Origin of the sequence: Streptomyces sp. RPA4-2, assembly GCF_012273515.2 — a bacterium.
Lineage (GTDB): Bacteria > Actinomycetota > Actinomycetes > Streptomycetales > Streptomycetaceae > Streptomyces > Streptomyces kaempferi.
Genome location: NZ_CP050975.2, coordinates 7048292 through 7074768, shown reverse-complemented (window position 1 = coordinate 7074768; position 26477 = coordinate 7048292). Strand labels below are relative to the sequence as shown.

22 protein-coding genes and 2 pseudogenes are annotated in these 26477 nt (G+C 71.6%); 13 read left to right on the top strand and 11 right to left on the bottom strand.

Annotated elements, in window-relative coordinates:
- Positions 1–78: 78 nt before the first annotated feature.
- A complete protein-coding gene (locus HEP85_RS30875; RefSeq protein ID WP_168530808.1) occupies positions 79–678 on the top strand; it encodes a histidine phosphatase family protein in 600 nt (199 codons plus the stop codon).
- A gap of 47 nt (positions 679–725) precedes the next feature.
- Positions 726–1379, top strand: a complete 654-nt coding sequence (locus tag HEP85_RS30870) for a hypothetical protein (RefSeq protein WP_365770070.1) — start codon at positions 726–728, stop codon at positions 1377–1379.
- 88 nt (positions 1380–1467) lie between these two features.
- On the opposite strand, the gene HEP85_RS30865 is transcribed toward HEP85_RS30870, so the two are convergent.
- On the bottom strand, positions 1468–1869 hold the full coding sequence (locus HEP85_RS30865; RefSeq protein WP_168530806.1) for a helix-turn-helix domain-containing protein: 402 nt from the start codon (positions 1867–1869) through the stop codon (positions 1468–1470).
- A 110-nt stretch (positions 1870–1979) separates the two neighbouring features.
- On the opposite strand from HEP85_RS30865, the gene HEP85_RS30860 reads away from it, so the two are divergent.
- Positions 1980–3530, top strand: coding sequence for an MFS transporter (locus HEP85_RS30860; protein WP_282189863.1), 1551 nt, complete (start codon positions 1980–1982; stop codon positions 3528–3530).
- 157 nt (positions 3531–3687) lie between these two features.
- The gene (locus tag HEP85_RS30855; RefSeq protein ID WP_168530805.1) at positions 3688–4506 is read left to right on the top strand and encodes a chitosanase; all 819 of its coding nucleotides are present in this window, start codon (positions 3688–3690) and stop codon (positions 4504–4506) included.
- A 97-nt stretch (positions 4507–4603) separates the two neighbouring features.
- Here the strand turns inward: HEP85_RS30855 and HEP85_RS30850 are convergent, their stop codons facing one another.
- The 7 genes from HEP85_RS30850 to HEP85_RS30820 form a co-directional block, all read right to left on the bottom strand.
- On the bottom strand, positions 4604–5935 hold the full coding sequence (locus tag HEP85_RS30850) for a nucleobase:cation symporter-2 family protein (RefSeq protein ID WP_168534183.1): 1332 nt from the start codon (positions 5933–5935) through the stop codon (positions 4604–4606).
- A gap of 356 nt (positions 5936–6291) precedes the next feature.
- Positions 6292–7671 (bottom strand): 8-oxoguanine deaminase, encoded by a 1380-nt coding sequence (locus HEP85_RS30845; RefSeq protein WP_168530804.1) that lies wholly within the window; start codon positions 7669–7671, stop codon positions 6292–6294.
- A gap of 127 nt (positions 7672–7798) precedes the next feature.
- Positions 7799–8755: a factor-independent urate hydroxylase gene (pucL, locus tag HEP85_RS30840; protein ID WP_168530803.1), complete on the bottom strand. Its 957-nt coding sequence runs from the start codon at positions 8753–8755 to the stop codon at positions 7799–7801.
- 7 nt (positions 8756–8762) lie between these two features.
- Complete coding sequence (gene uraH, locus HEP85_RS30835; RefSeq protein ID WP_168530802.1) at positions 8763–9176, bottom strand: hydroxyisourate hydrolase; 414 nt, start codon at positions 9174–9176, stop codon at positions 8763–8765.
- Positions 9173–9688 (bottom strand): 2-oxo-4-hydroxy-4-carboxy-5-ureidoimidazoline decarboxylase, encoded by a 516-nt coding sequence (gene uraD / locus HEP85_RS30830; RefSeq protein ID WP_168530801.1) that lies wholly within the window; start codon positions 9686–9688, stop codon positions 9173–9175. The genes uraH and uraD overlap by 4 nt, the downstream gene beginning before the upstream one ends.
- Before the next feature lie 253 nt (positions 9689–9941).
- Positions 9942–10310 (bottom strand): helix-turn-helix domain-containing protein, encoded by a 369-nt coding sequence (locus HEP85_RS30825; RefSeq protein WP_168530800.1) that lies wholly within the window; start codon positions 10308–10310, stop codon positions 9942–9944.
- A complete protein-coding gene (locus HEP85_RS30820) occupies positions 10307–10558 on the bottom strand; it encodes a hypothetical protein (protein WP_168530799.1) in 252 nt (83 codons plus the stop codon). Before HEP85_RS30820 ends, HEP85_RS30825 begins: the two co-directional genes overlap by 4 nt.
- Positions 10559–10738: 180 nt before the next feature.
- Between HEP85_RS30820 and HEP85_RS30815 the strand changes: the two genes are divergently transcribed.
- The 5 genes from HEP85_RS30815 (at position 10739) to HEP85_RS30795 (ending at position 15611) form a co-directional block, all read left to right on the top strand.
- Positions 10739–11596 (top strand): TIM barrel protein, encoded by an 858-nt coding sequence (locus HEP85_RS30815; RefSeq protein ID WP_168530798.1) that lies wholly within the window; start codon positions 10739–10741, stop codon positions 11594–11596.
- A gap of 51 nt (positions 11597–11647) precedes the next feature.
- A complete protein-coding gene (locus HEP85_RS30810; protein WP_168530797.1) occupies positions 11648–12538 on the top strand; it encodes a 2-hydroxy-3-oxopropionate reductase in 891 nt (296 codons plus the stop codon).
- Positions 12539–12724: 186 nt separating this feature from the next.
- Positions 12725–14182 (top strand): catalase, encoded by a 1458-nt coding sequence (locus HEP85_RS30805; RefSeq protein WP_168530796.1) that lies wholly within the window; start codon positions 12725–12727, stop codon positions 14180–14182.
- A gap of 402 nt (positions 14183–14584) precedes the next feature.
- On the top strand, positions 14585–14809 hold the full coding sequence (locus HEP85_RS30800; protein WP_168530795.1) for a hypothetical protein: 225 nt from the start codon (positions 14585–14587) through the stop codon (positions 14807–14809).
- A 610-nt stretch (positions 14810–15419) separates the two neighbouring features.
- The gene (locus HEP85_RS30795; RefSeq protein ID WP_369657916.1) at positions 15420–15611 is read left to right on the top strand and encodes a hypothetical protein; all 192 of its coding nucleotides are present in this window, start codon (positions 15420–15422) and stop codon (positions 15609–15611) included.
- Positions 15612–15827: 216 nt separating this feature from the next.
- On the opposite strand, the gene gcl is transcribed toward HEP85_RS30795, so the two are convergent.
- Positions 15828–17612, bottom strand: coding sequence for a glyoxylate carboligase (gene gcl, locus HEP85_RS30790; protein ID WP_168530794.1), 1785 nt, complete (start codon positions 17610–17612; stop codon positions 15828–15830).
- 348 nt (positions 17613–17960) lie between these two features.
- Here gcl and HEP85_RS30785 point away from each other — a divergent pair.
- A pseudogene (locus tag HEP85_RS30785) lies at positions 17961–18218 on the top strand (hypothetical protein); the annotation flags it as partial.
- Positions 18219–18561: 343 nt separating this feature from the next.
- Positions 18562–18945, top strand: a pseudogene (locus tag HEP85_RS30780) (hypothetical protein); the annotation flags it as partial.
- A gap of 35 nt (positions 18946–18980) precedes the next feature.
- Here HEP85_RS30780 and HEP85_RS30775 read toward each other — a convergent pair.
- On the bottom strand, positions 18981–20594 hold the full coding sequence (locus HEP85_RS30775) for an AMP-binding protein (protein WP_168530793.1): 1614 nt from the start codon (positions 20592–20594) through the stop codon (positions 18981–18983).
- Positions 20591–22270, bottom strand: coding sequence for an AMP-binding protein (locus HEP85_RS30770; RefSeq protein WP_168530792.1), 1680 nt, complete (start codon positions 22268–22270; stop codon positions 20591–20593). The genes HEP85_RS30775 and HEP85_RS30770 overlap by 4 nt, the downstream gene beginning before the upstream one ends.
- A 101-nt stretch (positions 22271–22371) precedes the next feature.
- Here HEP85_RS30770 and HEP85_RS30765 point away from each other — a divergent pair, with 101 nt between their 5' ends.
- Entirely contained in the window at positions 22372–23211 is an 840-nt protein-coding gene (locus HEP85_RS30765; RefSeq protein ID WP_369657915.1) for a response regulator transcription factor, read from the top strand.
- Positions 23212–23392: 181 nt separating this feature from the next.
- Positions 23393–26215, top strand: a complete 2823-nt coding sequence (locus HEP85_RS30760) for an AAA family ATPase (RefSeq protein ID WP_329291282.1) — start codon at positions 23393–23395, stop codon at positions 26213–26215.
- The last annotated feature ends 262 nt before the right edge of the window (positions 26216–26477 follow it).

Genomic DNA, 26477 nt, shown 5'->3' with positions numbered 1-26477 from the left:
GCGCGTCCGTGGAGTCGGAGGTCCGGGCTCGTAGCCTGGGGGTCGCGTGAACCTTCGGCGAGCAGAGGAACCACAACCATGGGCGACCTCCTTCTCGTGCGGCACGGCGAGACCGAGTGGTCCTTGTCCGGGCGGCACACCGGATCGACCGACATCCCGTTGACCGAGAACGGCCGCGAGCAGGCCCGGCGGCTGGCCCCGCTGATCGCCTCGTTCCACATCTCCGCGGCGTTCGTCAGCCCGATGCAGCGGGCGCGGGAGACGGCGCGGCTGGCCGGGTTCGAGGGGGCGCGGGTCGACGCGGACCTGTGCGAGTGGGACTACGGCGGGTACGAAGGCGTGACGACCGTGGAGATCCACCGGGCCCGGCCCGACTGGTTCCTCTTCGACGACGGTGTCGTGCCCGGACCGCCGGAGCATCCCGGGGAGAGCCCCGGGCAGGTCGGAGCGCGCGCGGAACGGATGCTGGCCAAGATCGACGCGGCTCTCGCCGAGGTGCAGGGCAGTGTCGCCGTCTTCTCCCACGGGCACTTCCTGCGGGTGCTGACGGCGCGGCGGCTGGGGCTGCCCGCGAAGGACGGCGCGCTGTTCCAGCTCGCCACCGGGACCGTGAGCCGGCTGAGCACCGAGCACCGCCGGCATGTGGTGGCCGGCTGGAATGTCAGACCCGCCTCGTAGTCTTCGAATGGACCGACACCGGCCTGGTCCAGGGGAAGGGGTGCGCCATGACACGACCGCCGACTGCCGCGCAGCGGCGTGTGATCGACGCCGCCGACCCCGTGACCGGCCGGCTGAGGGGCACCGAGAGCCAGATCGCGGCGCTGGTGACACGCGGGCTCGCCTTCAGGCATCCGCGTCCGCCGCACGACCACTTCCTGACGCCCGCCGGACATCGCGTGCGGGAGACCCCCGAGGCACCCTCGGAAACCCCCGGGGCCGTCCCGGGTACGCCCGCTCCCCCGGCCGCCGACGCGGGGGTGTTCGCCGCGCGGGTCGGCGGCGAGGAGGCCGCGGCGGGCGGACCCTCCCGTGCGCGTGAGGTGCGCAGCGCCTGGGAGGGACTCCTGGAGCTGCGCCGGATGACCCGTCCGGACGGCGCCGTGGACCGCCCGTGCGGGTGGGAGCGTACGCATCTGGTGCAGGCGGCCGCGCTCGCCCTGGAGGCCGCCGGGCACCGCCCGGCGGGCGCGGACGCCGCGGCCGGCGGCTACCGGGTCCGGGCGACACCGCAGCCGGAGGCCGTCGCCGTTCACGAGCCCGGTCCCGAGGCGCTGCGGGCCTGCGCGGCCACGCTGGACAAGGCGGGCTGGCAGACCGGCGAGTACACGGAGCCGCGTACCGGCGTGCGGTACGTGCTGGCGTCTCCCCGGCGCGTCTGAGCACGCCGGTCGCGCAGCGGGGTGACGTCCGTTTTCGCCCGGGGCGAGGGCAGGACTTTTCGGCCTCTGAGCCGCGCCGCGAGGCGGTCTACGCGTCCAGCGGCTCCGGCCGGTGCCGGTCGTCGTAGGCCGCGCGGGACTCGGCGATCGTGACGCGGTGCCGCTCGGCCCAGTCCGTCAGGGACAGCAGGGTCACATGCAACTCACGCGCCACCGTTGTAAGTTCGTACTCGACCTTGGGCGGAACCGTCGGGTGGACGGTCCGCGTGACGAGTCCGTCGCGTTCCAGATTGCGCAGCGTCAGGGTGAGCATGCGGCGGCTGATGCCGTCGATGCTGCGCTCCAGCTCGGTGAAGCGGATCGGACCGTGCGCGGCGGCCACGAGGATCTGCACGCTCCATTTTCCGGCGACCCTGTCAAGAACTTCCCGGACCGGGCACGCCTCCGCGTGCACGGCCTGTGCGGTAACACCGGTGTTCCCCCGGGACATCCGAGTACCTCCTTATGCCGTACCCCATGGGCACTCACGATGTACCCCGTTACAAGTCGTGCACCTATGGAGTGTCCCGCACCCATGGACTTCACGGAACAGCGAAGTCCATGGATTACACGGAGGTCGTCGCCATGCCGTCCCGGAACCCGCCCCCGACACCGCCACACGTACCGGCACCGGCACCGGGACCGGCACCCGCACCCGCACCCGCACCGCGGACGTACTCCCGCCGGGCGTCGCTGATCGTCCTGTGCGCCGGCACCCTGATGACCATCCTGGACGGGAACGTCGTCACGGTCGCGATGCCCGCGATCCAGAGCGACCTGGGGTTCTCGGGGCCTGGGCTCGCCTGGGTGGTGAACGCGTATCTGATCCCGTTCGGCGGCCTGTTGCTGCTGTCGGGGCGGCTGGGCGATCTGGTGGGCCGCAGGCGGATGTTCACCACCGGGCTCGCCGTGTTCACGGCGGCGTCCGTGCTGTGCGGGGTCGCCACCGGTCCGGGCACGCTGGTCTTGGCCCGCGCCCTGCAGGGTGTGGGCGGGGCGATGACCTCGGCGGTGGTCCTCGGCATGCTGGTCGCACTCTTCCCCGAACCGCGCGAACAGGCGCGTGCCATCGCGGTGTTCAGCGCGGTCGGCGCCGCGGGCGGTGCGCTCGGGACGTTTCTGGGCGGGGCGCTGACGCAGGCCGCCGGCTGGCACTGGATCTTTCTGGTCAACCTGCCGATCGGGGTGGCCGCCTGGGTCGCCGCGGTGCGGATCCTCGCGCCGGAGAAGGGAGTCGGGCTGGGCAGGGGCGCCGACTGGACCGGGGCGGCGCTGGTCACGGCCGCACTGATGCTGACGGTGTACACGATCGTCGGCACCGGCGACCGGAGTCCGGGCGCGACACTCACCCTGGCCGGGCTCGCCGTGGCGCTCTACGCCGCGTTCCTCGTGCGCCAGACACGAGCCGCGCGTCCACTGCTGCGCCTGCGGCTGTTCCGCTCCCGTCCACTGTCGGGCGCGAACGCGGTCCAGATCCTGATGATCGCCGGCATGTACGGCTTCCAGTACATCGGTGCCCTCTACCTCCAGCGCGTCCTGGGATACGGCGCGTTGCTGACCGGGACGGCGTTCCTGCCGGCACCGGTCGCGATCGGGGCGCTGATGCTGGGCCTGTCCGCACGGACGATCGCCCGCTTCGGCCCGTACCGGGTCCTGCTTCTCGGGCTCGCCCTCGTCACGACGGGCATGGCTCTGCTCAGCCGGGCCCCGGTCCATGGCACGTACGCCGCCGACGTGCTGCCCGCGATGCTGCTGCTCGCCGCCGGGTTCGCGGCGGCGATGCCCGCGGTGACGGGACTCGCGATGGCGGGCGTCCGTGAGGAGGACGCGGGACTGGCCTCCGGGCTGTTCAACACCACGCAGGTGGTGGGGGGTTCACTGGGCCTCGCGGTCCTCACCACGCTGGCGGCGAGCCGCACGGAGCGCCTGACCGGCACAGGCGCTCCGTTCGTCACGGCGACGGCAGACGGCTACCGGCTGGCGTTCGCGGTGGCCACCGGGATCGCGGCGGCGGCCCTGCTGCTGACGGCCACCGCCCTGCGTCCAGGGGCCGCCTCCTCCACGCCCTCGACGGACGCCCGGCCCCTCCACGACGCGCACTCCCCCTCATGACCATCGGCTGAATGCCCAAACTGCCTGCTTTTAGGGCCTGTTGGCCGGGAAGCATCGCCAACTCGCCTCCTCCTGACGGGTATCCGCCGCGTCCAATCTCTGGTAGGAAACCTTCCTAACAGTAAGTGGACGCCTCACTCCCCTCATCGGAGGTACCGTGCACACCCCCCACATCCACACCTCACGACGCACCCTGCTCGCTCTGATAGGAGCCTCACTGGTGGCAGGTCCGGTCCTCGCGGCGCAGTCCGCGAGCGGTGCCGCGGCCGTCGGCCTGGACGACCCGACGAAGAAGGAGATCGCCATGAAGCTGGTCTCCAGCGCGGAGAACTCCTCGCTGGACTGGAAGGCTCAGTACAAGTACATCGAGGACATCGGTGACGGCCGCGGCTACACCGCCGGGATCATCGGTTTCTGTTCGGGCACCGGTGACATGCTCGACCTCGTCGAGCTGTACACCCAGCGCAAGCCGGGCAACGTCCTCGCCAAGTACCTGCCCGCGCTGCGCGACGTGGACGGCAGCGACTCGCACCAGGGCCTGGACCCCGGCTTCCCCGCCGACTGGCGCAAGGCCGCCCAGGACACGGCGTTCCAGCAGGCCCAGAACGACGAGCGCGACCGGGTCTACTTCAACCCGGCCGTCCAGCGGGGCAAGGCCGACGGCATCGGTGTGCTCGGCCAGTTCACCTACTACGACGCCATCGTCATGCACGGCGACGGCACGGACAGCACCAGCTTCAGCAGCATCCGCAAGCGGGCGCTGGCCAAGGCGAAGCCGCCGGCCCAGGGCGGCGACGAGGTGACGTATCTGAACGCCTTCCTCGACGCCCGGGTCTGGGCGATGAAGCAGGAGGAGGCGCACTCCGACACCACCCGGGTCGACACCGAGCAGCGGGTGTTCGTCAAGAACCGGAACCTCAACCTGAACACACCGCTGGACTGGAAGGTCTACGGGGACAGTTACCACATCGGCTGACGGCTCCACGGCCGACGGCGCGGGGCGCGGCACTCGTGATGCCGCGCCCCGCGCGCGTCGCCGGGACGTCTCCGTGCCGGTGGTGACGTCCGCGGGGTCAGTGGGCCGGGACGGCCTTCAGGTCCTCGCCGGCTTCCATGGGGTGGGTGACCTCGCCCGCGTCACGCCGCCGGCCCCCGTGGTTGAAGACGAGGTTGAGGAGCACGGCGGTCACGCACCCCGTCGAGATCCCCGAGTCCAGGACGATCCGCGCGGTCTGCGGGAAGGCGTGGTAGAAGTCCGGCGCGGTGATCGGGATGATGCCTACGGCCAGCGACACGGCGACGATCAGGACGTTGTTGTCCTTGTCCAGGCCGGCCCGTACGAGGGTCTGGATGCCGCTGGCGGCGACCGAACCGAAGAGGACCACACCCGCGCCGCCGAGCACCGGACGCGGTACGACCGCGATCAGTGAGGCCGCCATCGGGCACAGGCCCATCAGGACCAGGAAGCCGCCGCCCGTGGCGACCACGTACCGGCTGCGGACCCGGGTCATCGCGACGAGGCCGATGTTCTGGGCGAAGGCACTGCACATGAAGCCGTTGAAGAGCGGGCTGAGCGCGGAGCCGAGCGTGTCGGCCCGCAGGCCCGCCGCGATGGTCCGCTCGTCGGCGGGCCGTTCGACGATCTCGCCCAACGCCAGCATGTCCGCGGTCGATTCGGTCATCGAGACCACCATGACCACGCACATCGAGAGGATCGCGGCGAGCTGGAACTGCGGTGCGCCGAAGTGGAACGGGACCGGGAAGCCCACCACGTCCGCGTCGGCGACCGGAGTGAAGTCCGTGATGCCGAGGGGGATCGCGACGAGCGTGCCGGCGACCAGTCCGAGCAGCACGGCGATCTGCTTGACGAACCCGCGGGTGAAGCGGCGCAGCAGCAGCACGATCACGAGCGTCGCGCCGGCGAGGCCCAGGAAGGTCGGCGAACCGTAGTCGTGGGCCGCCGGGTCGGGGCCCTGCGCCCAGCCGAAGGCGACCGGCAGCAGGGAGACGCCGATGAGGGTGATGACGGACCCGGTGACGACGGGCGGGAAGAAGCGGACCGCCTTGCTGAAGAAGGGGGCGGCGACGAAGCCGAGGACACCCGCGACGACGACCGCGCCGAAGATGACCGGCAGCGCGTCGCTCCTGTCCTTGGTGGAGGCGACGATCGCGGTCATGGGGGCGACGCCGGCGAAGGTGACCCCGTTGACGAACGGCAGCCGGGCGCCGATCTTCCAGAAGCCGAGCGTCTGGAGGAAGGTGGCGAGGCCGGCGGTGAAGAGACACGCGGCGGTGAGGAAGGTCAGTTCGCTGCCGGAGAGGCCCGCGGCGGCGCCGACGATCAGAGGTGGGGCGACGACTCCCGCGTACATGGCGGCGACGTGCTGGAGACCGCTGGCGGCCATTCTCAGCGGCGGGAGTTTCTCGTCGACCGGGTGCTTCGACTCGTTGTGCGGTATTGCCTCGTTGCTGGGCGTCGATGGGGCGGCCACGGCGGCTCCTCCGGTCGGTTACGCGTCGGCTGCGACGCGGGTGTCAGGGAGGTGATGCGCGGTCGTGCGGGACCGGGACGATGGCCGTCACGAGGAGGCCCGTCCGGACGGCGGGGGCCGTCAGGAGGCGGGGCGTCCGGGTGACGGGGACCGTCCCGGTGGGCGCGCACGTCCATGCGCGCCCACCGGGGACGGCCGCCATGGACCCCGCTCGGGTCCATGGCCTCCGGCCGAGGGCCGTCCCCCCCGGCCGGAGATCTTCGGACTGCTCAGGCCCGCGCGGTGATCCGCGCGAGGCGCTGTGCCTCCGCCCGCGTGGAGCGGGCGACGGCGTCCTCGTCGACGTGCAGCAGCCGGCTGTTCTCGACGACCGGGAGGCCGTTGACGAGGGAGAGGGTGACCGGAGCCGCCGCGCCGAAGACCAGCGCGGTCACCGGGTCGGCGATCGAGGCGTGCGCCAGGGTGTCGAGCCTCCACAGCACGAGGTCGGCGAGCTTGCCGGGCTCCAGGGAGCCGATCTCCGCCGCCCTGCCGAGGACCTGGGCGCCGCCGAAGGTGCCGAGACGCAGCGCCTGTCGGGCGTTCAGGGCGGCTTCCCGGTGGGCGCCGAGGCGGTTGACGAGGAGGGCGTTGCGCAGCTCGGTGTGGAGTTCGCCGGACTCGTTGGAGGCGGTGCCGTCGACGCCGAGGCCGACCGGGACGCCGGCCGCGAGCATGTCGGGGACGCGCGCGATCCCGGCCGCCAGACGGGCGTTGGAGGAGGGGCAGTGGGCGACGCCCGTTCTCGTACGGGCGAAGGCGGCGATGTCGGAGTCGTTCATGTGGACGCAGTGGGCCATCCACACGTCCTCGCCGAGCCAGCCGGTGGACTCGAAGTAGTCGGTCGGGCCCATCCCGAACAGTTCCTTGCAGAACTGCTCCTCCTCGACGGTCTCCGAACCGTGCGTGTGCAGCCGTACGCCCTTGCGTCGGGCCAACTCCGCGCCTTGGGTGAGGAGTTCGGTGGAGACGGAGAACGGCGAGCAGGGGGCGACGGCGATCTGCGTCATGGCGCCGAAGGAGGCGTCGTGGTGCTCGTCGACGGTCGCCTCGGTGGCGGCGAGGGCGCCTTCGAGGGTCTCGACGGCGAAGTCCGGCGGCAGGCCGCCGTCCTTCTCGCTGCGGTCCATGGAGCCGCGGGCCAGGGTGAAGCGGACACCCGCCTCGCGGGCGGCCCGGATGATGGCGCCGGACAGGTCTCCGGAGCCCTTCGGGAAGACGTAGTGGTGGTCCATGGCGGTGGTGACACCACCACGGGCCATCATCGCGAGGGAACCCTGCGCGGCGGCGTACACCATCTGCTCGTCGATGCGCGCCCAGGTCGGGTACAGCGCGACGAGCCAGTTGAAGAGGTTGTGGTCGGTGGCGAGCCCGCGGGTGATCCACTGGTAGAAGTGGTGGTGGGTGTTGACCAGGCCGGGTGTGGCCAGGTGGCCGGTGCCGTCGACGCGGCGGACCACGTTCTCCAGCCCCTCGGGGGCGCTGCCCGCGCCGAGGGACTCGATGCGGTTTCCGGCGACGACGACGTACCCGGTGGCGTACTCGGTGTCGTCGGCGTCGACGGTCGCGATCGAACAGTTCTCGATGACGATGCGCTGGGCTGCTGCCATGATGCGTCCTTTTCGCTCTGCGGAGAGGGGACGGCAGGACCCCAGGAGGTTTGAGTGCCGCGGCGGTCGACGCCACGGGTGCCGATGGAGAGGGGTGCCCCCGGCCGGCCGGGGGCACCGGCTGGGGTCAGAGGTTGGTGAGGTCCACCGGGATGCGCGGCTCGCAGCCGTCACGCAGGACGGTGGCCTCGATCAGCCCGTAGGGACGGTCGGCCGCGTAGTAGACGGCTCCATCGGCGGTGTCGTTCTCCAGCCCGAACGGCTTCAGATCCACCAGGAAATGATGCTTGTTCGGGAGGGAGAAGCGGACCTCGTCGATCTCGCTCCGATTGTTGATGATGCGCGCGCCCATCTGGTACAGGGTCTGCTGCAGCGAGAGCGAGTACGTCTCCGCGAAGGCCTGGAGCATGTGCTTCCTGACCTGGTCGTAGGACTTCTCCCAGTTGGGCATCTTCTGCTCGTCGCCGCTCCAGTTGAAGCGCCAGCGGCCGGAGACCTCGGTCGCCAGGATGCGGTCGTGCGCCTCGGGCAGCGTCGTGTACTTGTCCTTGACGAAGCCCCAGAACTCGGAGTTCGTCGAGTTCATCACGACGAGGTCCTTCAGTCCCGAGACGACCTCCCAGGTCGCACCGTCGAAGGTGATCTGGGTGACCCGGGTCTCCTGGCCCTTGCGCACGAAGGAGTGCTTGACCTCGTCGGCGCCGATGAACCTGGAGTTGGCGTCCGAGGTCACGATGCGCTCCCAGGCGTACTCCTCGATCCGGATGCGCGCCGTCCTGATCGGCTCCTGGCTGGTCACGAAGTGCCGGGCGAGGTGGATGCCGAACTGCTCCGCGGACTCGATGCCGTGCTCCTTGGCGAAGGCGTACACCGTGTTCTTGGTGGTGTCCGTCGGCAGGACGTTGGCGTTCGAGCCGGAATAGTGGACCTCTTCCATGTCACCGCTCAGCGCCACGGACACGTTGAGGTCCTTGATGTGATGGGTGTCGCCGTCGCGCGTGATCCTGACGACCCGGTTCTCGGCCTTGCCGTACTGGTTCTGTCCCAGGACCACAGGGCGCGCGGGTCGGGAGTTGTCCGTCATCTGTCTGCTAGCTCCCTCGGTAAACGGAGTAGCCGAACGGGTTGAGCAGCAGCGGTACGTGGTAGTGCTCGCCCGGCGTCACGGCGAAGGTGATCGCCACCTCGGGGAAGAACACTCCGCTCGTACCGCTGTCCCGGTTCGCGGGGGCGTCCTGCTGCGCATCGGCTTGCTTCTTCTCGAAGTACGCCTCGACCTCGAAGTCGAGCCGTACATGGGTCGTCCCCTCCGGCAGCGCCGGCAGGTCCTTGCACCGCCCGTCCGCGTCGGTCGCGGAGCCGCCGAGCGGGCGCCAGTCGGCGTCGCGGCCGTCACGGGCCGCCAGCCGCACGGCGACGTCCGCGGCGGGGCGGCCGACGCTGGTGTCCAGGATGTGCGTGGACACGGAAGCCGTGGTGTCGGTGCTCGTGGGGTCGGTGCTCATGCCTCTTCTTCCTCCAGGAGTCGGCCGAGGCGGATGCGGTTGATCGCCGTCAGCTCGACGCGGACGATCTCGTACTCCCGCTCGGGAGCGTTGCCGAGGCGTTCCTCGACCGCGTCGCGCATCTGCTCGCCGGTCCGGCCGGTGGCGCAGATGAGGAAGACATGGCCGAACTTCTCCTGGTAGGCCAGGTTCAGTTCGAGCATCTCCGCCCTGAGCTTCTCGGAGGCGCCGGCCATGCCGCGCTGCTCCCGGGAGGAGGTCGGGTCGCCGGGTCTCGGCCGCCCGATCGGCGGGTGTCCGGCCATCGCCTCCGCCAGGTCCGCCACGGACAGTTCGGCCATGGCGGCGTCACTCGCGGTGAACAGGGAGTCGGGAGTGGCGAAGGGGCGCCGGGCGAGCAGGCCGCGCACCCAGGCCGCCGAGGCGCACACCTCGAGGAGTGCGGCGTACGCCGCCCGCTCCTCCAGGGCGTTGAACCGGGCGAGAGCGCCGGGTGTCGTACTCGACGTCACGGGATGCCTCCGTGGCCTTGTGCTGGACGGGCTGCGGACAGCTAACGCCCTCGAAAACATCACGTCAACACTTTGTTGAAAAATCCGGGTAACAAAAACCGCCGTCCGGGTGATCCGGACGGCGGCGGCCCCGCGATGGGCCTGCCGGCTGGAAGGGAAGGGCCCGCCGGACTCCTGACCTGCGCGTCCTCGCCGGCGGGGGCGCCCACCTCTTCGGAATCCCTCCGTCCCCTTCGGGCCCTCCGGACTCCCCTCAGAGCTGCTTCTCGCGGTTCAGGTAGTTGTAGACGGTGAAGCGGCTCACCCCGAGCGCGCCCGCCACGGTCTCCACGCCGTGCCGCACGGAGAAGGCCCCGCGCGCCTCCAGCACCCGTACGACCTCCTGCTTGGCCTTGCGGTCGAGGTCGGCCAGGGGCTTGCCGTGCTTGCGCTCCAGGGCGGCCAGGATGTGATCGAGCGAGTCGGCGAGCTGCGGCAGGCGTACGGCCACCACGTTCGAGCCCTCCCAGGAGAGCACGACGTCGTCCGGTCCGGCGTCGCCCGGCGCCAGCATCTCGCCGCCCATGGCGTCGACCAGCGGCTTGACCGCCGCGACGAAGGGATCGTCCCCGGTACCGGTCACTTATCGCCCTCCCCGACCACGTTCACCTGCAGCGAGACCCGCGTGGCGCCCGCGGCCAGAGCCTTGCGCAGCAGTGCGTCGACCGCGTCGAGCACGGCATCGGCGCCGCCCTCCGCGGTGTTGCCGAACGGACCGACGTCCACGGCGTCCAGCGCGGCCGCCTCGATGACCTCGCGGGCTACCAGCGCGTGCGGGGGTGCCTCGTCGAGGTCGAAGGGCTCGGTCGTGAACTCCACTCTCAATCGCACCCGCTCAACCTACTGCTCGGCGTCGATTTTCCGGCAGCCCCCTCTTGACAAGCCCCGCGACCCGGCGGCAATCTTCCATTAAGCAGAAACGAATTTCCGCAATGTGGAATTAAGTAGCGAATGGAACGGCCGGAGCGAACACCGGCCGGACCTGTCGAAACGGAAGGGGGCGCCGAGCCCATGACCGGTTTTGCATCGAGCACGGCCGCGGAGCAGCGCTTCAACGTCAACCTGTCGATCCTCTTCACGGAACTCCCGCTCCTGGAGCGCCCCGCGGCCGCCGCGGCGGCCGGCTTCACCGCGGTCGAACTGTGGTGGCCCTGGGTCGACTCCCCCACCCCCGCACCCGCCGAACTCGACGCCCTGAAGCGGGCGGTCGAGGACGCGGGCGTCCAGCTGACGGGCCTCAACTTCTATGCCGGGCGGCTGCCCGGTCCCGACCGGGGCGCGCTGTCGATCCCCGGCGTGGAGTCGGAGAGGTTCCGCGCCAACATCGACGTGGCGGCGGACTTCGCGCGGTCGCTGGGCTGCGGGGCGCTCAACGCCCTGTACGGCAACCGCGTCGAGGGCGTGGACCCGGCCGAACAGGACGCGCTCGCACTGGAGAACCTGGTCCTCGCGGCGCGGGCGGCCGACCGGATCGGCGCGATCCTGCTGATCGAAACGCTCAACCGGCCCGAGTCACCGGACTATCCGCTGGTGAGCGCCGCGGCCGGCGTCGCCGTCGTCGACCGGGTCAACGAGGCGACCGGCCTCGGCAACGCCAGGTTCCTCATGGACCTTTACCACCTGTCCATGAACGGCGAGGACCTGCCGCAGGCGATCTCCGCGTACGCCGAGAAGACCGGCCATGTGCAGATCGCCGACAACCCCGGCCGCGGTGCGCCGGGCACCGGCACGCTTCCGCTGGACGACCTGCTCGGGCAACTGCGCAAGTCCGGTTACGCGGGCTGGGTCGGCCTGGAGTACAAGCCGGGCGACCGCCCGAGCGCCGAGGCCTTCGACTGGCTGCCCGCCGAGGCCCGAGCCGCCCGCTGAGCGGCGCCCCACCGACGCAGAGCCTGTCAGAGAAGTCAGAAAGGCACCCTCATGAGCAAACTCCCGAAGGTCGCGTGGATCGGGCTCGGCATCATGGGCTCCCCCATGTCGGAGAACCTGATCAAGGCCGGGTACGACGTCACCGGGTTCACCCTGGAGCAGGACAAGCTGGAGCGGCTGGCCGCGGCCGGCGGCACGGCGGCGGGGTCGATCGCCGAGGCCGTGCGCGACGCCGACGTGGTGATCACGATGGTGCCCGCCTCCCCACAGGTCGAGGCCATCGCGTACGGGCCCGACGGCATCCTGGAGAACGCGCGGTCCGGAGCGCTGCTCGTCGACATGTCGTCGATCACGCCGCGGACCTCCGTGGACCTCGCGAAGGCCGCGGCGGCCAAGGGCATCCGGGTCCTCGACGCCCCGGTCTCCGGCGGTGAGGCCGGCGCCGTCGAGGCCGTGCTGTCCATCATGGTCGGCGGGGAGCAGGCCGACTTCGACGCGGCCGAACCGCTCTTCGAGGCGCTCGGGCGGACCATCGTGCTGTGCGGTCCGCACGGCTCGGGCCAGACCGTGAAGGCCGCCAACCAGCTGATCGTCGCCGTCAACATCCAGGCGTGCGCCGAGGCCGTGGTGTTCCTGGAGAAGTCCGGCGTGGACCTGAGGGCGGCGCTCGACGTCCTGAACGGCGGCCTGGCCGGCTCGACCGTACTGACGCGCAAGAAGGACAACTTCCTCAGCCGCGACTTCAAGCCGGGCTTCCGTATCGACCTGCACCACAAGGACATGGGCATCGTCACGGACGCCGCCCGCACCGTGGGGGCCGCGCTGCCGGTCGGCGCCGTCGTCGCCCAACTGGTGGCCTCGCTGCGTGCGCAGGGCGACGGCGGCCTGGACCACTCCGCCCTGCTGCGGGCCGTCGAGCGGCTCTCCGGCGCGCGGCTCTGAGACTTCCGGGCGGTGCCGCCGCCGACACCTGTCCTGTCGCGCCCAGGCGGTGGCACCGTCCGGAATCGACTTCAACAAACTGTTGACGTCGATAGACCCCAAACCTAGGCTCCACGAAGCGGACGGTCCACATAGCGGAAGAAGGTTTCCGCTGGCCCCGCTGCCCTCTCGTACGGAAGGTCCACGATGTCGAAGCGCGTGCTGACGACCGAGTCCGGCGCCCCGGTCGCCGACAACCAGAACTCCGCCACCGCAGGCGTCGGCGGCCCGCTGCTCCTCCAGGACCAGCACCTGCTGGAGAAGCTCGCCCGGTTCAACCGCGAGCGCATCCCGGAGCGCGTGGTGCACGCCCGCGGCTCGGGCGCGTACGGGCACTTCGAGGTGACCGACGACGTCACGGGCTTCACGTACGCCGACTTCCTCGGCACGGTCGGCAAGCGCACCGAGGTGTTCCTGCGCTTCTCGACCGTGGCCGACAACCTCGGCGGCGCGGACGCGGTCCGTGACCCCCGCGGCTTCGCGGTCAAGTTCTACACGGAGGAGGGCAATTACGACCTGGTCGGCAACAACACGCCCGTCTTCTTCGTCAAGGACCCGGTCAAATTCCCCGACTTCATCCACTCCCAGAAGCGCGACCCGTTCACGGGCAAGCAGGAGCCGGACAACGTCTGGGACTTCTGGGCGCACTCCCCCGAGGCGACGCACCAGGTGACCTGGCTGATGGGCGACCGTGGCATCCCGGCCTCGTACCGCCACATGAACGGCTACGGCTCGCACACCTACCAGTGGACGAACGCCGAGGGCGAGGCCTTCTTCGTCAAGTACCACTTCAAGACGAACCAGGGTGTGCGCTCGCTGTCGAGCGAGCAGGCGCGGGAGATCGCGGGCAACGACCCCAACTCCCACCAGACGGACCTGCTCCAGGCCATCGAGCGGGGCGTGCACCCGTCCTGGACGCTGTACGTGCAGATCATGCCCGCGGCCGAGGCGGCGGACTACCGCTTCAACCCCTTCGACCTCACCAAGGTGTGGCCGCACGGGGACTACCCGCTGCGGCGCGTGGGACGACTCGTCCTGGACCGCAACCCCGACAACGTCTTCGCCGAGGTCGAACAGGCCGCCTTCTCCCCGAACAACTTCGTTCCGGGCATCGGCCCCTCTCCCGACAAGATGCTCCAGGGCCGCCTGTTCGCGTACGCGGACGCCCACCGCTACCGGCTGGGCGTGAACCACACGCTGCTCGCGGTGAACGCCCCGAGGGCGACGGCCGCCCTGAACTACGGCCGCGACGGTCTGATGGCCTCCAACAACCAGGGCCGTGCGGCGAAGAACTACGAACCCAACTCCTACGACGGCCCGGCCGAGACCGGCCGCCCGTTGTCGGCCCCGCTCGCCGTGCACGGCCACACGGGCACGCACGAGGCCCCGCTCCACACCAAGGACGACCACTTCTTCCAGGCGGGTGAGCTGTACCGCCTGATGTCGCGGGACGAGCAGTCCCGTCTCGTGGCGAACATCGCCGGCGGCCTCGCGCAGGTCTCCCGTGACGACGTCGTCGAGAAGAACCTCGCCCACTTCCACGCGGCCGACCCGTCGTACGGCGACCGCGTGGCGGAGGCGGTCCGCGCCCTGCGCGAGGACTGAGCCTCTCCTCCGGCCGCCCGAGGCGGCGTTGGACCCGGATGAGGGGTGGTCCAGCGCTGTCCGGGCAGGACCGGGACCGCGGCGGCATGCGAGCCAGTGCGGTGGTCAAGGTTCCGGAGCCCCTTCTCGACCTGAGGGAAGGACGCCACGGTCCCGTCGCATCCGCCGCGGTCCCCGCCCCACCTCCCGGGTGCGGCCCGCGCCACGGCCCCCGGATCACGGTGGGCCCCCAGCCCCGTCCGGCGGCGCGACCGCGCTGTCACGCCCGGCCTCGCGCCGTCGGACGGACACCACCTCGTACTTCACCGGGCCAGGAACGCCGGATACGGGATCGTCGTCCGTATCCGGCGTTCCTGGGTGCGTCGGCGTGCGCATCCGTCCCGTCGGCAGCAGCCTGAGGGCATGGACTATCCCAGTATCGTTGTGCACGCCCCAGGGCTGGACGGGTCGCGGCGGGTCACCGCCGGGGACGAGACGCTCGGTATCGCCTATCACCTCGACGACGTCGTCGAGATCCTGCGGCTGGCGGACCTGGACGAGATCGAGGTCGAGGAGAGCGACATCATCGACTGGCAGGGCGGCGGCCCGGACGACTGGCCGGGGCTGTCGGAGCACCCGTCCGAGTGACGACCAGTCCCGCGCACCACCGGTGTACGCCACCGGACGTACGTCGCCTACGAAACCCTCAAATCAAGCTCTGAACAACGCTCCGGAGGCTTCACCCCACCCCGGGCGAGGGCACATTCTCGGCACATGAGGCCCGCCGGCACGGGGGCGGCGGGCCTCATGCCGAAGGTGACACGGGGGGCGGCCATGGGCGACGGCATGTCGGAGGAACCTGATCCGTATGCCGTCGCCCTGGTGCGTGGCGGGCCCCGCGCCGCCGTGACGGTCGCCGTGCTCGCCCTGCGGCTGCGGGGCGCGGTCGTGGCCGGCCGGCCGGGCACGATGCGGACGTCACGGGCGCCCGCGCTCGCGGAGCACCCGCTGGAACGGGCGGTGCACCCGCTGGAGCGGGCCGTGCACGCCTCCCTCTACCGCCCCGCGGGCCTGGGCGAGTTGCTGCGGCGGACGGGCGTACGTCAGGCGCTCGCACAGGTGCGGACCGAGCTGACCGAAGCGGGAACGTTCCGCACCTTCCCTCCCGGCCCCACCCTCGGCGCCCGGCGCCTCCTCAGGCGGACACGGGCCGAGCGTCCCCTGCCCACCGGCAGGGGAGGGCCTGTCGAGGCACGACATGCTCCTCGCGGTCGCGCTCCACGGCGCCGGGGCCCTCACCGTCCTGGAGCCGCGCTTCGCCGTGGACGCGGGGCTGGTGGGACGCGGCGGCACGGCCGACAAGGGGCTGCTGCCGCACTCCTGGGGCGGCGGGTGCGGCGGGAGCTACACCGACGGCGGCGGCTCGGACTCCGGATCGGGATCGGGTTGAGCCCCCTCACCCGGTGGGTCACAACTCCCTTGCCGCAAACCCCTCCTGACCGGTCATCGAGCATGCCGGGCACCTCGGCTTCGGGTCGCGAGCCGTAGGAACGACCCCGTACGGAACCGGGGTTCGCCCTTCGAGGCGGCGACGACGACGGCCCCGCCTCCGGACACGGAGGGCGGGACCGTACGGTCGGCGCGGGCGTCGGGCGACTCGCCGGGGTCAGACCTTCAGCGTCCTGATCGAGGTCGGCGCGTGGGCCGGGTCGGTCGCGATCTCCTCGAACTCGACGACGTTGCCGATGTCGTTCGTCGTCGACATGGAGATGTTGGTGACCCGCTCCAGGATCGCCTCGACGACCACGGGCACCCGGAACTCCGCGGCGAGCTTCTTGGCCTGTTCGAAGGCGGCACCCAGCTCGGCCGGGTCGGTGACCCGGATCGCCTTGCAGCCAAGGCCCTCGACGACCTTGACGTGATCGACGCCGTAGACGCCGAGCTCGGGCGAGTTGATGTTCTCGAACTCCAGCTTGACCTGGAAGTCGATGTCGAACGCCCGCTGTGCCTGCCGGATGAGGCCCAGGTACGAGTTGTTCACCAGGACATGGATGTACGGAATCCGGTGCTGGGCACCGACGGCCAGTTCCTCGATCATGAACTGGAAGTCGTAGTCGCCGGAGAGCGCGACCACGCAGGCCTCCGGGTCGGCCGTGGCGACTCCGAGCGCGGCCGGCACGGTCCACCCGAGCGGCCCGGCCTGGCCGCAGTTGATCCAGTGCCGTGGCCGGTAGACGTGCAGCATCTGGGCGCCGGCGATCTGGGAGAGGCCGATGGTGGAGACGTACCGGGTCTCCGGTCCGAAGGCCTTGTTCATCTCCTCGTAGACACGCTGCGGCTTGATGGGGATGTCGTCGAAGTGCGTACGGCGCTGGAGGGTGGCCCGGCGCTCCTGCGCGGCGGCGGCCCACCCGGACCGGTCGGGCAGCCTTCCCGCGGCCTTCAACTCCCGCGCCACCTCGACGAACAGCGCGAGGGCGGCCTTCGCGTCGGAGGCGATCCCGTAGTCCGGGGCGAAGATCCTGCCGATCTGCGTGGGCTCGATGTCGACGTGGACGAACGTGCGCCCCGCCGTGTAGACGTCCAGCCTGCCGGTGTGGCGGTTGGCCCACCGGTTGCCGATGCCGAGGACGAAGTCGGACTCCAGGAAGGTCGCGTTGCCGTAGCGGTGCGAGGTCTGCAGGCCCACCATGCCGGCGTTCAGCTCGTGGTCGTCGGGCAGGACGCCCCAGCCCATGAGGGTCGGGACGACCGGGACACCGGTCAACTCGGCGAACTCCACGAGGAGTTCGGAGGCGTCGGCGTTGATGACACCGCCGCCGGCGACGATCAGCGGGCGCTCGGACCCGCCCAGGAGGGTGAGTGCCTTCTCGATCTGGGCGCGGCCGGCGGTGGGCCGGTACGCGCGCAGCGGCTCGTACGTCTCGGGGTCGAACTCGATCTCCGTCTGCTGGACGTCGACGGGCAGGTCGATGAGGACCGGGCCCGGGCGGCCCGAACGCATCAGGTGGAAGGCCTGCTGGAAGACGCCGGGGACCTGCGCGGCCTCCAGGACGGTGACGGCCATCTTGGTGACGGGCCCCGCGATCGAGGCGATGTCGACGGCCTGGAAGTCCTCTTTGTGGATCACAGCGGTCGGGGCCTGGCCCGTGATGCACAGGATCGGGATCGAGTCGCCGAGGGCGGAGTACAGCCCGGTGATCATGTCGGTGCCGGCCGGTCCGGACGTACCGATGCAGACACCGATGTTGCCCGGGTGGGTCCGGGTGTAGCCCTCCGCCATGTGCGAGGCGCCCTCGACGTGCCGGGCGAGCGTGTGACTGATCCCGCCGGCGGCTTGCAGGGCCGCGTAGAAGGGGTTGATCGCCGCACCCGGGACGCCGAACGCGTTGCTGACGCCCTCGCGCTTGAGGATCTCGACTGCCGCGCGGGCAGCGGTCATACGAGCCATGGAGTACTCCTGCTTCGGCTGTCGGATTCGCGCTCCGTCGCGCCCCGCGGAGAGCTGGTGATTCCGTAGGTGATCCGTGGATGACTTCGCGTTCCGTTCCGCATGCGGCAATCATCAACTTCCGCATTACGGAAACTAACTTCTACTATCTGGAAACAATGTAGGTGGCGTGCCAGGAGCCGTCAAGGGCGGTCGCCCGGCGGGATCCCCTGAGGAAGGGCCCGGAGGAAGGCCCGATGGAAGGCCCCGGAGGAAGGTCTCGAAGCTGTCGGGGCGTTTCGCTGTCGGCGGCCCCCTCCCTGGAGGACGATGGACGCGCTGTCCCGACGTGACGTCCTGGAGTGGGCCATGGCCGAGAACGTGCCGGTGCGGTGCCCGGCCTGCCGCCGCGAGCATCTCTTCGCCGCGTCGTCGTACCCGTGCGTCTGCGGCGCCCCTGTCACTCCCGCGCTCGACCGCCTCGCGGATCCCGTGCCCGTGACACACCGCGTCTGGGACGACGACTGGGTGACGGTGCCCTGCGACGCCTGCGGCCGCGAGGACGAGTGGCCCCATCCGGAACTGGGCTGCGTGTGCGGGACCGTGCTGCGGGTTCCGGTACGAGGGATTCGGCCGGGAGGGGTACGGCAACCGCCGCGCGCCGGGACCGCGCCGGGCACCGCCGCCGGGCCGGACCCCGGCCGGGACGGGACGCCCGAGCGCTCAGCGCACACGGCCGGGGCCCCCACCCCGCACGCCGCCGAGGCACCCGCCTCACCCGGGACCGGGGCGACGGCCCCGCACGCCGCCGAGGCGTCGTCGGCAACCGATGCGGGCGCCGCGTCGGCGCTTGGCCGCCGAGGGCCCCTCCCACGGCGGTTCCGCTCCGGACGAAGGCCACCACGCCGACGTTCCGCCCCCGGCGGGCGGCGCGCCCGGCCACTCCCCGCTTCCCCCCACCGACCCGACACCCCGCCGGGCGTTCCAACCGGTCACCATCCGCACCGAGCGGGACGCCGTGACGGCCGCCGCGCTGTATCTGCGCTGGCTCGGCTACCGCGACATCCGCAGGGCCGACCAGCGACCGCCGTCGGGAATCGGGCTCGCGGCCCGGGGCGTCCTGGCCCAGGTGGAACCGACGGTCCGCCCCGCCTCGCTGCGCGACGTGGAGTGCCTGTGGCTGACGGCGATGAGCGAGTCCACCCGGTGCGTCTACTTCTCGCTGGCCGGCTACACGGACGACGCGCGCTCCCGCGCCGACCTGCTCGGGATCCCCCTCTTCGTCCTCGACCTCACGGGCACCCCACAGCCGGTCAACGCCCCCGCGGACGAACTCACCGCCACGGGGGCCTGACCGGCGGACGGCCACCGGGGAGCACGGGACAGCCCTCAGTCCCGGTCGGCGTACGTCTCGCGCAGTTCGATCTTCCGGACCTTGCCGGACACCGTCATCGGGAAGGCCTCCAGGATCCGCAGGCGGCTGGGGATCTTGTAGTGGGCCAGCCGGCCCTCGCAGAAGGCGCGCAGTTCCGCCAGCGTCGGCGGGTCGGCCGGGTCACGGGCGATGGCGCAGGCGAGCACCTCCTCGCCGTACCGCTCGTGCGGCACTCCGACCACCTGGACGTCGGCGATCTTCGGATGGGCGTAGAGAAACTCCTCGATCTCCCGGGGATAGATGTTCTCGCCACCCCGGATGATCATGTCCTTGATGCGGCCGACGATCTCGACGTAACCGTCCTCGCGCATCACCGCGAGGTCCCCGGTGTGCATCCAGCGGCCGGGGTCGACGGCCTCGGCGGTCTTCTCGGGCTCGTTCCAGTAGCCGAGCATCACGCTGTAGCCCCGGGTGCACAGCTCGCCCGAGGTTCCCCGGGGCCGGGTCACGCCGTCCACCGGGTCGACGACCTTGACCTCCAGGTGCGGAAGCACCCGGCCGACGGTGCCGGTGCGGTGCTCTAGGTCGTCGTCCCGGCGGGTCTGCAGGGAGACCGGTGAGGTCTCGGTCATGCCGTAGCAGATGGAGACCTCCGCCATGTGCATCTCGGCGACCACCCGCTTCATCACCTCGACCGGGCACGGCGAGCCCGCCATGATCCCGGTGCGGAGCGAGGACAGGTCGTACGTCGCGAAACCGGGGAGGTTCAACTCCGCGATGAACATGGTCGGGACGCCGTACAGCGAGGTGCAGCGCTCGTCCTGGACCGCGCGCAGCGTCGCCGCGGGGTCGAAGGACGGGGCCGGGATGACGATGCACGCGCCGTGCGAGGTCGCCGCGAGATTTCCCATCACCATGCCGAAGCAGTGGTAGAAGGGCACGGGGACGCAGACGCGGTCCTGCTCGGTGTAGGCGATCGACTCACCCACGAAGTAGCCGTTGTTGAGGATGTTGTGATGGGAGAGGGTGGCCCCCTTGGGGAAGCCGGTGGTCCCCGAGGTGTACTGGATGTTGATCGGGTCGTCGCAGGACAGCTCGCTCCCGCGAGTCCGGAAGTCCTCGTACAGATCGGGCGTTCCTCGCCGGATCAGCGCGTCCCAGCTCGGGTCTCCGATGTAGACGGTCTCCCGCAACTGCGGGCAGCTGCGCCGCACTTGCTCGACCATCGCCCGGTAGTCGCTGGTCTTGTGACGGAGGGAGGCGACGAGCAGCGAGATGCCGGCCTGCTGGAGGACGTACTCGACCTCGTGGGTGCGGTAGGCGGGGTTGATGTTCACCATGACCGCGCCGATGCGAGCGGTCGCGTACTGGACGAGCACCCACTCCGGGCAGTTGACCGCCCAGATCCCCACCCGGTCGCCCTTGGCGACGCCGGAGGCGAGCAGCGCGTACGCCAACCGGTCGACGTCGGCGGCGAACGCGGCGTACGTCCAGCGTCGCCCCGAGGGCACGTCGACGAGGGCCTCCCGGTCCGGCCAGGCCGACACCGTCCGGTCCAGGTTGGCCCCGATCGTGTCACCCAGCAGAGCGGTCCCGCTCGTGCCGTGCGTGTAGGCGGGTTCGGTCACCGGAAGTCCTCCTCGCGGTACTCGGCGTCCGAGCCCGCGGCCGTGGCCTCGCGCAGCTCGATCCGGCGGATCTTGCCCGACACCGTCTTGGGCAGCTCGCCGAACTCCAGGCGCCGGATGCGTTTGTAGGGCGCGAGGACCGTGCGCGAGTGCTCGAAGAGCACCTTGGCGAGGTCGGGGCCTGGTTCGTGGCCCGCCGCGAGGACGACGTACGCCTTGGGGACGGCGAGCCGCAGCGCGTCGGGGGCCGGGACGACGGCCGCCTCCGCCACCGCCTCGTGCTCCAGCAGCGCGCTCTCCAGCTCGAAGGGCGAGATCTTGTAGTCGGAGGCCTTGAAGACGTCGTCGGACCGGCCCACGTACGTGATGTAGCCGTCGGCGTCGCGTGCGCCGATGTCGCCCGTCCGGTAGTAGCCGCCCGCCATCGCCTCCGCGGTGCGGTCGGGGTCGCCGTGGTAGCCGGTCATCAGACCGACCGGCCGGCCCGACAGGTCGAGCGCGATCTCCCCCTCGTCCACGCCCGGCGCGCCGGAGACCGGGTCCAGGAGTTCGACGCGGAAGCCGGGGCTCGGCCGCCCCATGGAGCCCGTCTTGAGCCGCTGCCCGGGGCTGTTGGAGACCTGGACGGCCGTCTCGGTCTGCCCGAACCCGTCCCGGATGGTGACGCCCCAGGCCCGACGCACCTGTTCGATGACCTCGGGGTTGAGCGGCTCCCCCGCGGCGACGGCCTCGCGCGGGGGCGTCGGCAGCTGCGTCAGGTCGGCCTGGATGAGCATCCGCCACACGGTGGGCGGGGCGCAGAAGGTGGTGACCCCGGCCCGGTCCATCTCCGCGAGCAGCCGGCCCGCGTCGAAGCGCGTGTAGTTGTGGATGAAGACGGTGGCCTCCGCGTTCCAGGGCGCGAAGAGGTTGGACCAGGCGTGCTTCGCCCAGCCCGGTGAGGAGATGTTCAGGTGCACGTCGCCGGGCTTGAGCCCGATCCAGTACATCGTCGACAGGTGGCCGATCGGGTACGAGGCGTGCGTGTGCTCGACGAGTTTGGGGCGGGCGGTGGTGCCGGAGGTGAAGTAGAGCATCAGCGGGTCGTCCGAGTGGGTCACACCGTCCGGCTCGAACGACGCGTCGGCGGCGTACGCCTCCTCGTACGACTGCCAGCCGGGCCGCCCGCCGCCGACCGTGATCCGGGTGTGCCGGCCGGGCACCTCGTCGAACTTCGCGGTGTCCTCGGCGCGCGCGATCACGTGCCGGACCCGGCCGCGCTCGACGCGGTCACGCAGATCGGCCGGGCCGAGCAGGGTGGTCGCCGGGATGACGACGGCGCGCAGCTTCATCGCGGCGAGGGCCGTCTCCCACAGCTCGACCTGGTTGCCGAGCATGACGAGGATCCGGTCCTCGGCGCGGACGCCCCGCGCGCGCAGCCAGTTGGCCAGCCGGTCGGAGCGCTCGGACAGCGCGGCGAAGGAGAACTCGGCGCGCGCGCCGTCCTCCTCGACGATGTGCAGGGCGGTGCGGTCGTTGCCCCGCGCGATGACGTCGAACCAGTCGAGTGCCCAGTTGAAGGAGTCCGGGCGCGGCCACTCGAAGCCCTGGTACGCCGTCGCGTAGTCCTCCCGGTGCTCCAGCAGGAAGTCCCGCGCGGCGCGGAATCGCTCCGTCGCGTCCGTCGTCACCGTCATGTGTCCTCCTCGTTGCCGGACCACCGCCTAACATCGTGTATTCCGTTAGGGAGGTCTCACTACCCCCGAACGGGGGTGCGCCGCGACGAAGGGGCGAACAGGTGGCAGCAGAAGCGGCCGACGCGGTGGAGATGCGCGCCGCGCTGGTAGGGCTGCGGCGCGCCACGGGACTGCCGGTCGCGTTCGGCGGCCTGGTCGAGCCCGGGCGCGCTCAGGTGCGCATCAGCGAACTCAGCGGCACGGCGACGCCCGCGCTCAGCGCGCTCGCGGTGTCGTCGGGCAACGGTCTGGGCGGCAAGGCGGTGGCCCTCGCGCGGCCCTGCGCGGTGACGGACTACTCGGCCTCGCGGCAGATCAGCCACGAGTACGACGGGGCGGTCGCCACCGAGGGACTGTGCTCGGTGCTGGCGGTGCCCGTGGTCGTACGCCGCCGGGTGCGCGGCGTGCTGTACGGCGCCCTGCGGACGGCGCAGCCCCTGGGTGACCGCACGCTCGGCGCGGCCGTGGCCGCGGCCCGGGACGTGGAGCAGGCGCTGGTCGTACGGGACGAGGCGCGGGGTCTGCTGGCCGTCGCGCGGGAACCCGAGCCGGTGGCGGGAAGCGCCGCGTGGGAGGAGGTGCGGGAGGCGCACGGGGCGCTGCGGGCGCTGGCACCGCGTATCGGCGACCCGGCGCTGCGGGCCGAACTCCTCGACGTGTGCGGGCGCCTGGCCGGCGCGGGGGCCCCCGAGCCCGGCAGACCGCACGTCGGGCTCGCCCCGCGCGAGCTCGACGTTCTGGCCTGTGTCGCGGCCGGGGCCACCAACGGAAGCGCGGCACAGCGGCTGGGACTGCGCCCGGAGACGGTCAAGGGATATCTGCGGTCGGCGATGCGCAAGCTCGGCGCCCACACGCGCTGGGAGGCGGTGATCGCGGCCCGCCGCGTCGGACTGCTGCCGTAGGAGGGGCTGTTGTCCGGGCGACGGTTCTGCGGGCGGTGGGCGTCCTGGGCGTTCCATTCAATGGGGCGCGCTCTGAAATACCCTATGCATAGCTCCTGTTATTTCCCTCACCACCCCGAGAGTCCGAAATTCAAAGAGTTATTGCCTAACATTGGCCCGGACACGACATGCGAGGGGAGCGGTGACCGTGCGAGGGGACTTCAAGGAACCTGCGAGACCCCGCCCCGACCTGGTCATCGGCCGGGAGGAGCTCTTCGCGGCGGCACGCGAGCAGCTCGCCGGCGGAGGCAGCCTGCTGGTGCACGGCCCCGCCGGAATAGGAAAGTCGACCGTGCTGCGGGCGCTGGCCGCGGAAAGCGCCGAATCGGCGCACACCGTGTTGCGCTGCTCCGCGACCGAGTCCGAATCGCATCTGCCCTTCCTCGCGCTGACCGACCTGCTCGGTCTGGTGGTGGACACGGTCTCGGACCGGCTGCCCGCACCGCAGCGCACCGCCCTGGAATCGGCCCTCACCGGCCGCGGGGAGTCGACGCTGCAACGGGACGGGCTCGCCCTGCGGCTCGCGGTCCTCTCCGTGCTCCGGGCGCTGGCCGCGCGGGGCCCCGTCCTGATCGTCGCCGACGACCTGCAGTGGCTGGACCCGGCCAGCGCCGAGCTGCTCGGCTTCGCCGCCCGCCGGCTCGGCGAGATGCCCGTACGGATGCTGTGCGCCGTGCGTACCGACACCGATCCGCAGGACCAACAGCACGACCCCTTTCTACGCGCGTCCCCGCCGAACACCCTGGCCGTGCGGCTCAACCCGCTCTCCCGGGCGCAGACCGCCGAACTCCTCGGCCACCGCGGCCACACCGGGCTGTCGCGTTCCACCGTCCGCGACATCCACCGCACCAGCGGCGGCAACCCGCTCTTCGCCCTGGAGCTGGGCCGCGCGCTCGCCGAGAGCCCGACCCGGCCGAGCCCCGGTGATTCGCTGCCCGTACCGACCTCGCTGCGGGCGCTCGTCCTCAGCCGTCTGGAGATGCTGTCCGCCGAGGCGCGCCGCACCCTGCTCGTCGCGAGCGCGGGAGCCCGCCCCACGGTGGCGCTGCTGCACGCGGCCGGGCGGAAGGACGCCGAGGCCGAGACCGCGCACGCGGCCTCGCTCGGACTGCTGGCGACCGAGCGCGAGACACCCGGTATCCGTTTCGCGCATCCCCTCATCTCCGCCGCCCTGTACGCGGAGGCGAGCGCCGCCGAGCGCCGCGCCGCACACGTCGCGCTCTCCACGGCGGCCTCCGACCCCATCGAGCGGGCCCGGCACCTCGCCCTGGCCACGACCGGCACCGATCCGCAGGTCGCCGCGCGGCTCGGGGAGGCGGCGGCCGCGGCCCGGGACCGCGGCGCGCCGTCGGTCGCCGCCGGGCTCGGCCTGCTCGCCGCCCGGCACACCCCCGCGGACGCCGACCCCGGCCCGGACGAGCGGCGGTTGCAGGCGGCCGAGGACGCGCTGACCGCCGGGGAGTCGGACCTCGCGCGGGACATCGCCCGCGACACGCTGCGCCGGGTCACCGCGCCGGCCGACCGCGTACGGGCCTGGATGGTCGTCATCGACGCGGCGGGGCAGGCCATGGCCGAGGTCGACGCCGTCTTCCCGCAGGCACTCGCGGACGCGGGTGACGACCCGCGGCTGCTCGCGCTCGTGCGCTACCAGCTCGCCTGGCGGGCGCTGCTGGTCGAGGGCGAGATGACCAAGGGCCGCGAGGAGGCCGCCATCGCCGCGCAGCTCGCCGCCCGCGCCGGGGACCGGCCCACCGAACTCCTCGCGCTCGGTTTCCAGGCGCAGATGGAGACCCTGATGGGGCACCCGGGCGCGCCCGCGACCATCCAGCGGGCGCTGCGCGAGCCGCAGGACCCCCGGGTGGCGTGCGATCACAACGGCGCCGGCGCCGTCCGCTTCCGCTGGCTGATCATGGGCGACCAGCTCGCCGAGGCGCGCACCACGATCACCGCCCTGCTGCGCGAGGTGCGGCGGCGCGGGATGGTCGAGAGCGAGCTGCACTTCCTGCGCGGGCTCGCGGAGACCGAGCTGCGTTCCGGACACTGCGGGCGGGCATTGGACCTGGCCCGCGAGAGCCTGCGGCTGGCCCGCGACACGGGGATCGGCGAGGCGGCGACCGCCATGTTCACCTCGCTCGCGGAGGCTGCGGGCGGCGACGTGGACCGGGCGCTCACGCTCGCGCGGGAGGCCGTGGACCGGGCCGAGGAGGACGGCGACCTGGTCTATCTCTCGCGCGCCCTCGGCGCCCTCGGGCACGCCCAGTTGGTCGCCGGGGACTCCGTGGCGGTGGTCCGGTCCCTGCGCCGGGTACGGGAGCTGGAGGAGCGGCTCGGGATCACCGACCCGGCCCGCGGCCGCTGGCACGGCGACCTCGCGGAGGCGCTGGTGCGGATCGGTGAGCCGGTCGAGGCGCAGGACGTCATCGACGCCACGCGGGCGCGGGCGCTGCGGCTCGGCCGCGAGAGCGTGCTCGCGGTGCTCGACCGGGCCGAGGCGCTGGTCCGGGCGGCGCGCGGCGAACAGGGTGCCGCCGTACGGCAGCTGACCGCGGCGCAGGACCGGCTCGGCAAGCTGGGCTACGGGCTGGAGGAGGCCCGCGCCGCGTACGCCCTGGCCGGTGTGCGCACCCACCGGCCGGGCCCGACCTCGTACGACGAGGCGACCCGGCTGTTCCGCCGCTGCCGCGCGCTGCCCTGGCTGCGTCAGGTGGAGAGAGCGACCGCGACGGCGACCGCGACCGGCCCCACACCGGCCGCGCTGGCTCCCGCCGCGCTCGACAGCCTCGCGGCGACGGAGCGTCAGGTAGCCGCACTCGTCATGGAGGGCGCCACGAACCGCGAGATCGCGGCGCGCCTGTTCATCAGCGTGAAGACCGTGGAGGCCACGCTCACCCGGGTGTACCGCAAGCTGGGGATCCGGTCGCGGGTGGACATCGTCCGGCTGGCGGCGCGGCGCCGGAACGGATGAATCCGCGTACGGGGTGGCGCGCCGGCCGTCAGGACACTTCGGGGCGCCGCACCCCGTTGCCGACTTCCTGTCATCACCCTTCGAACCGGGGCCGGTCGGGCCGTCCGGTGGGTGCGGGTGACGCCGTGCGGGGCGGTGCGGGCTGTCAGGAGGGGCCGGACCTTACGCTAAACCCCGGTGCGTGCGGCCAAGGGTTTTCCCTCCTCCAACTCCGCTAGGGAGTTCCCCCCTTGGAAGCGGAACGCTCCCGCTTCTAGCGTGA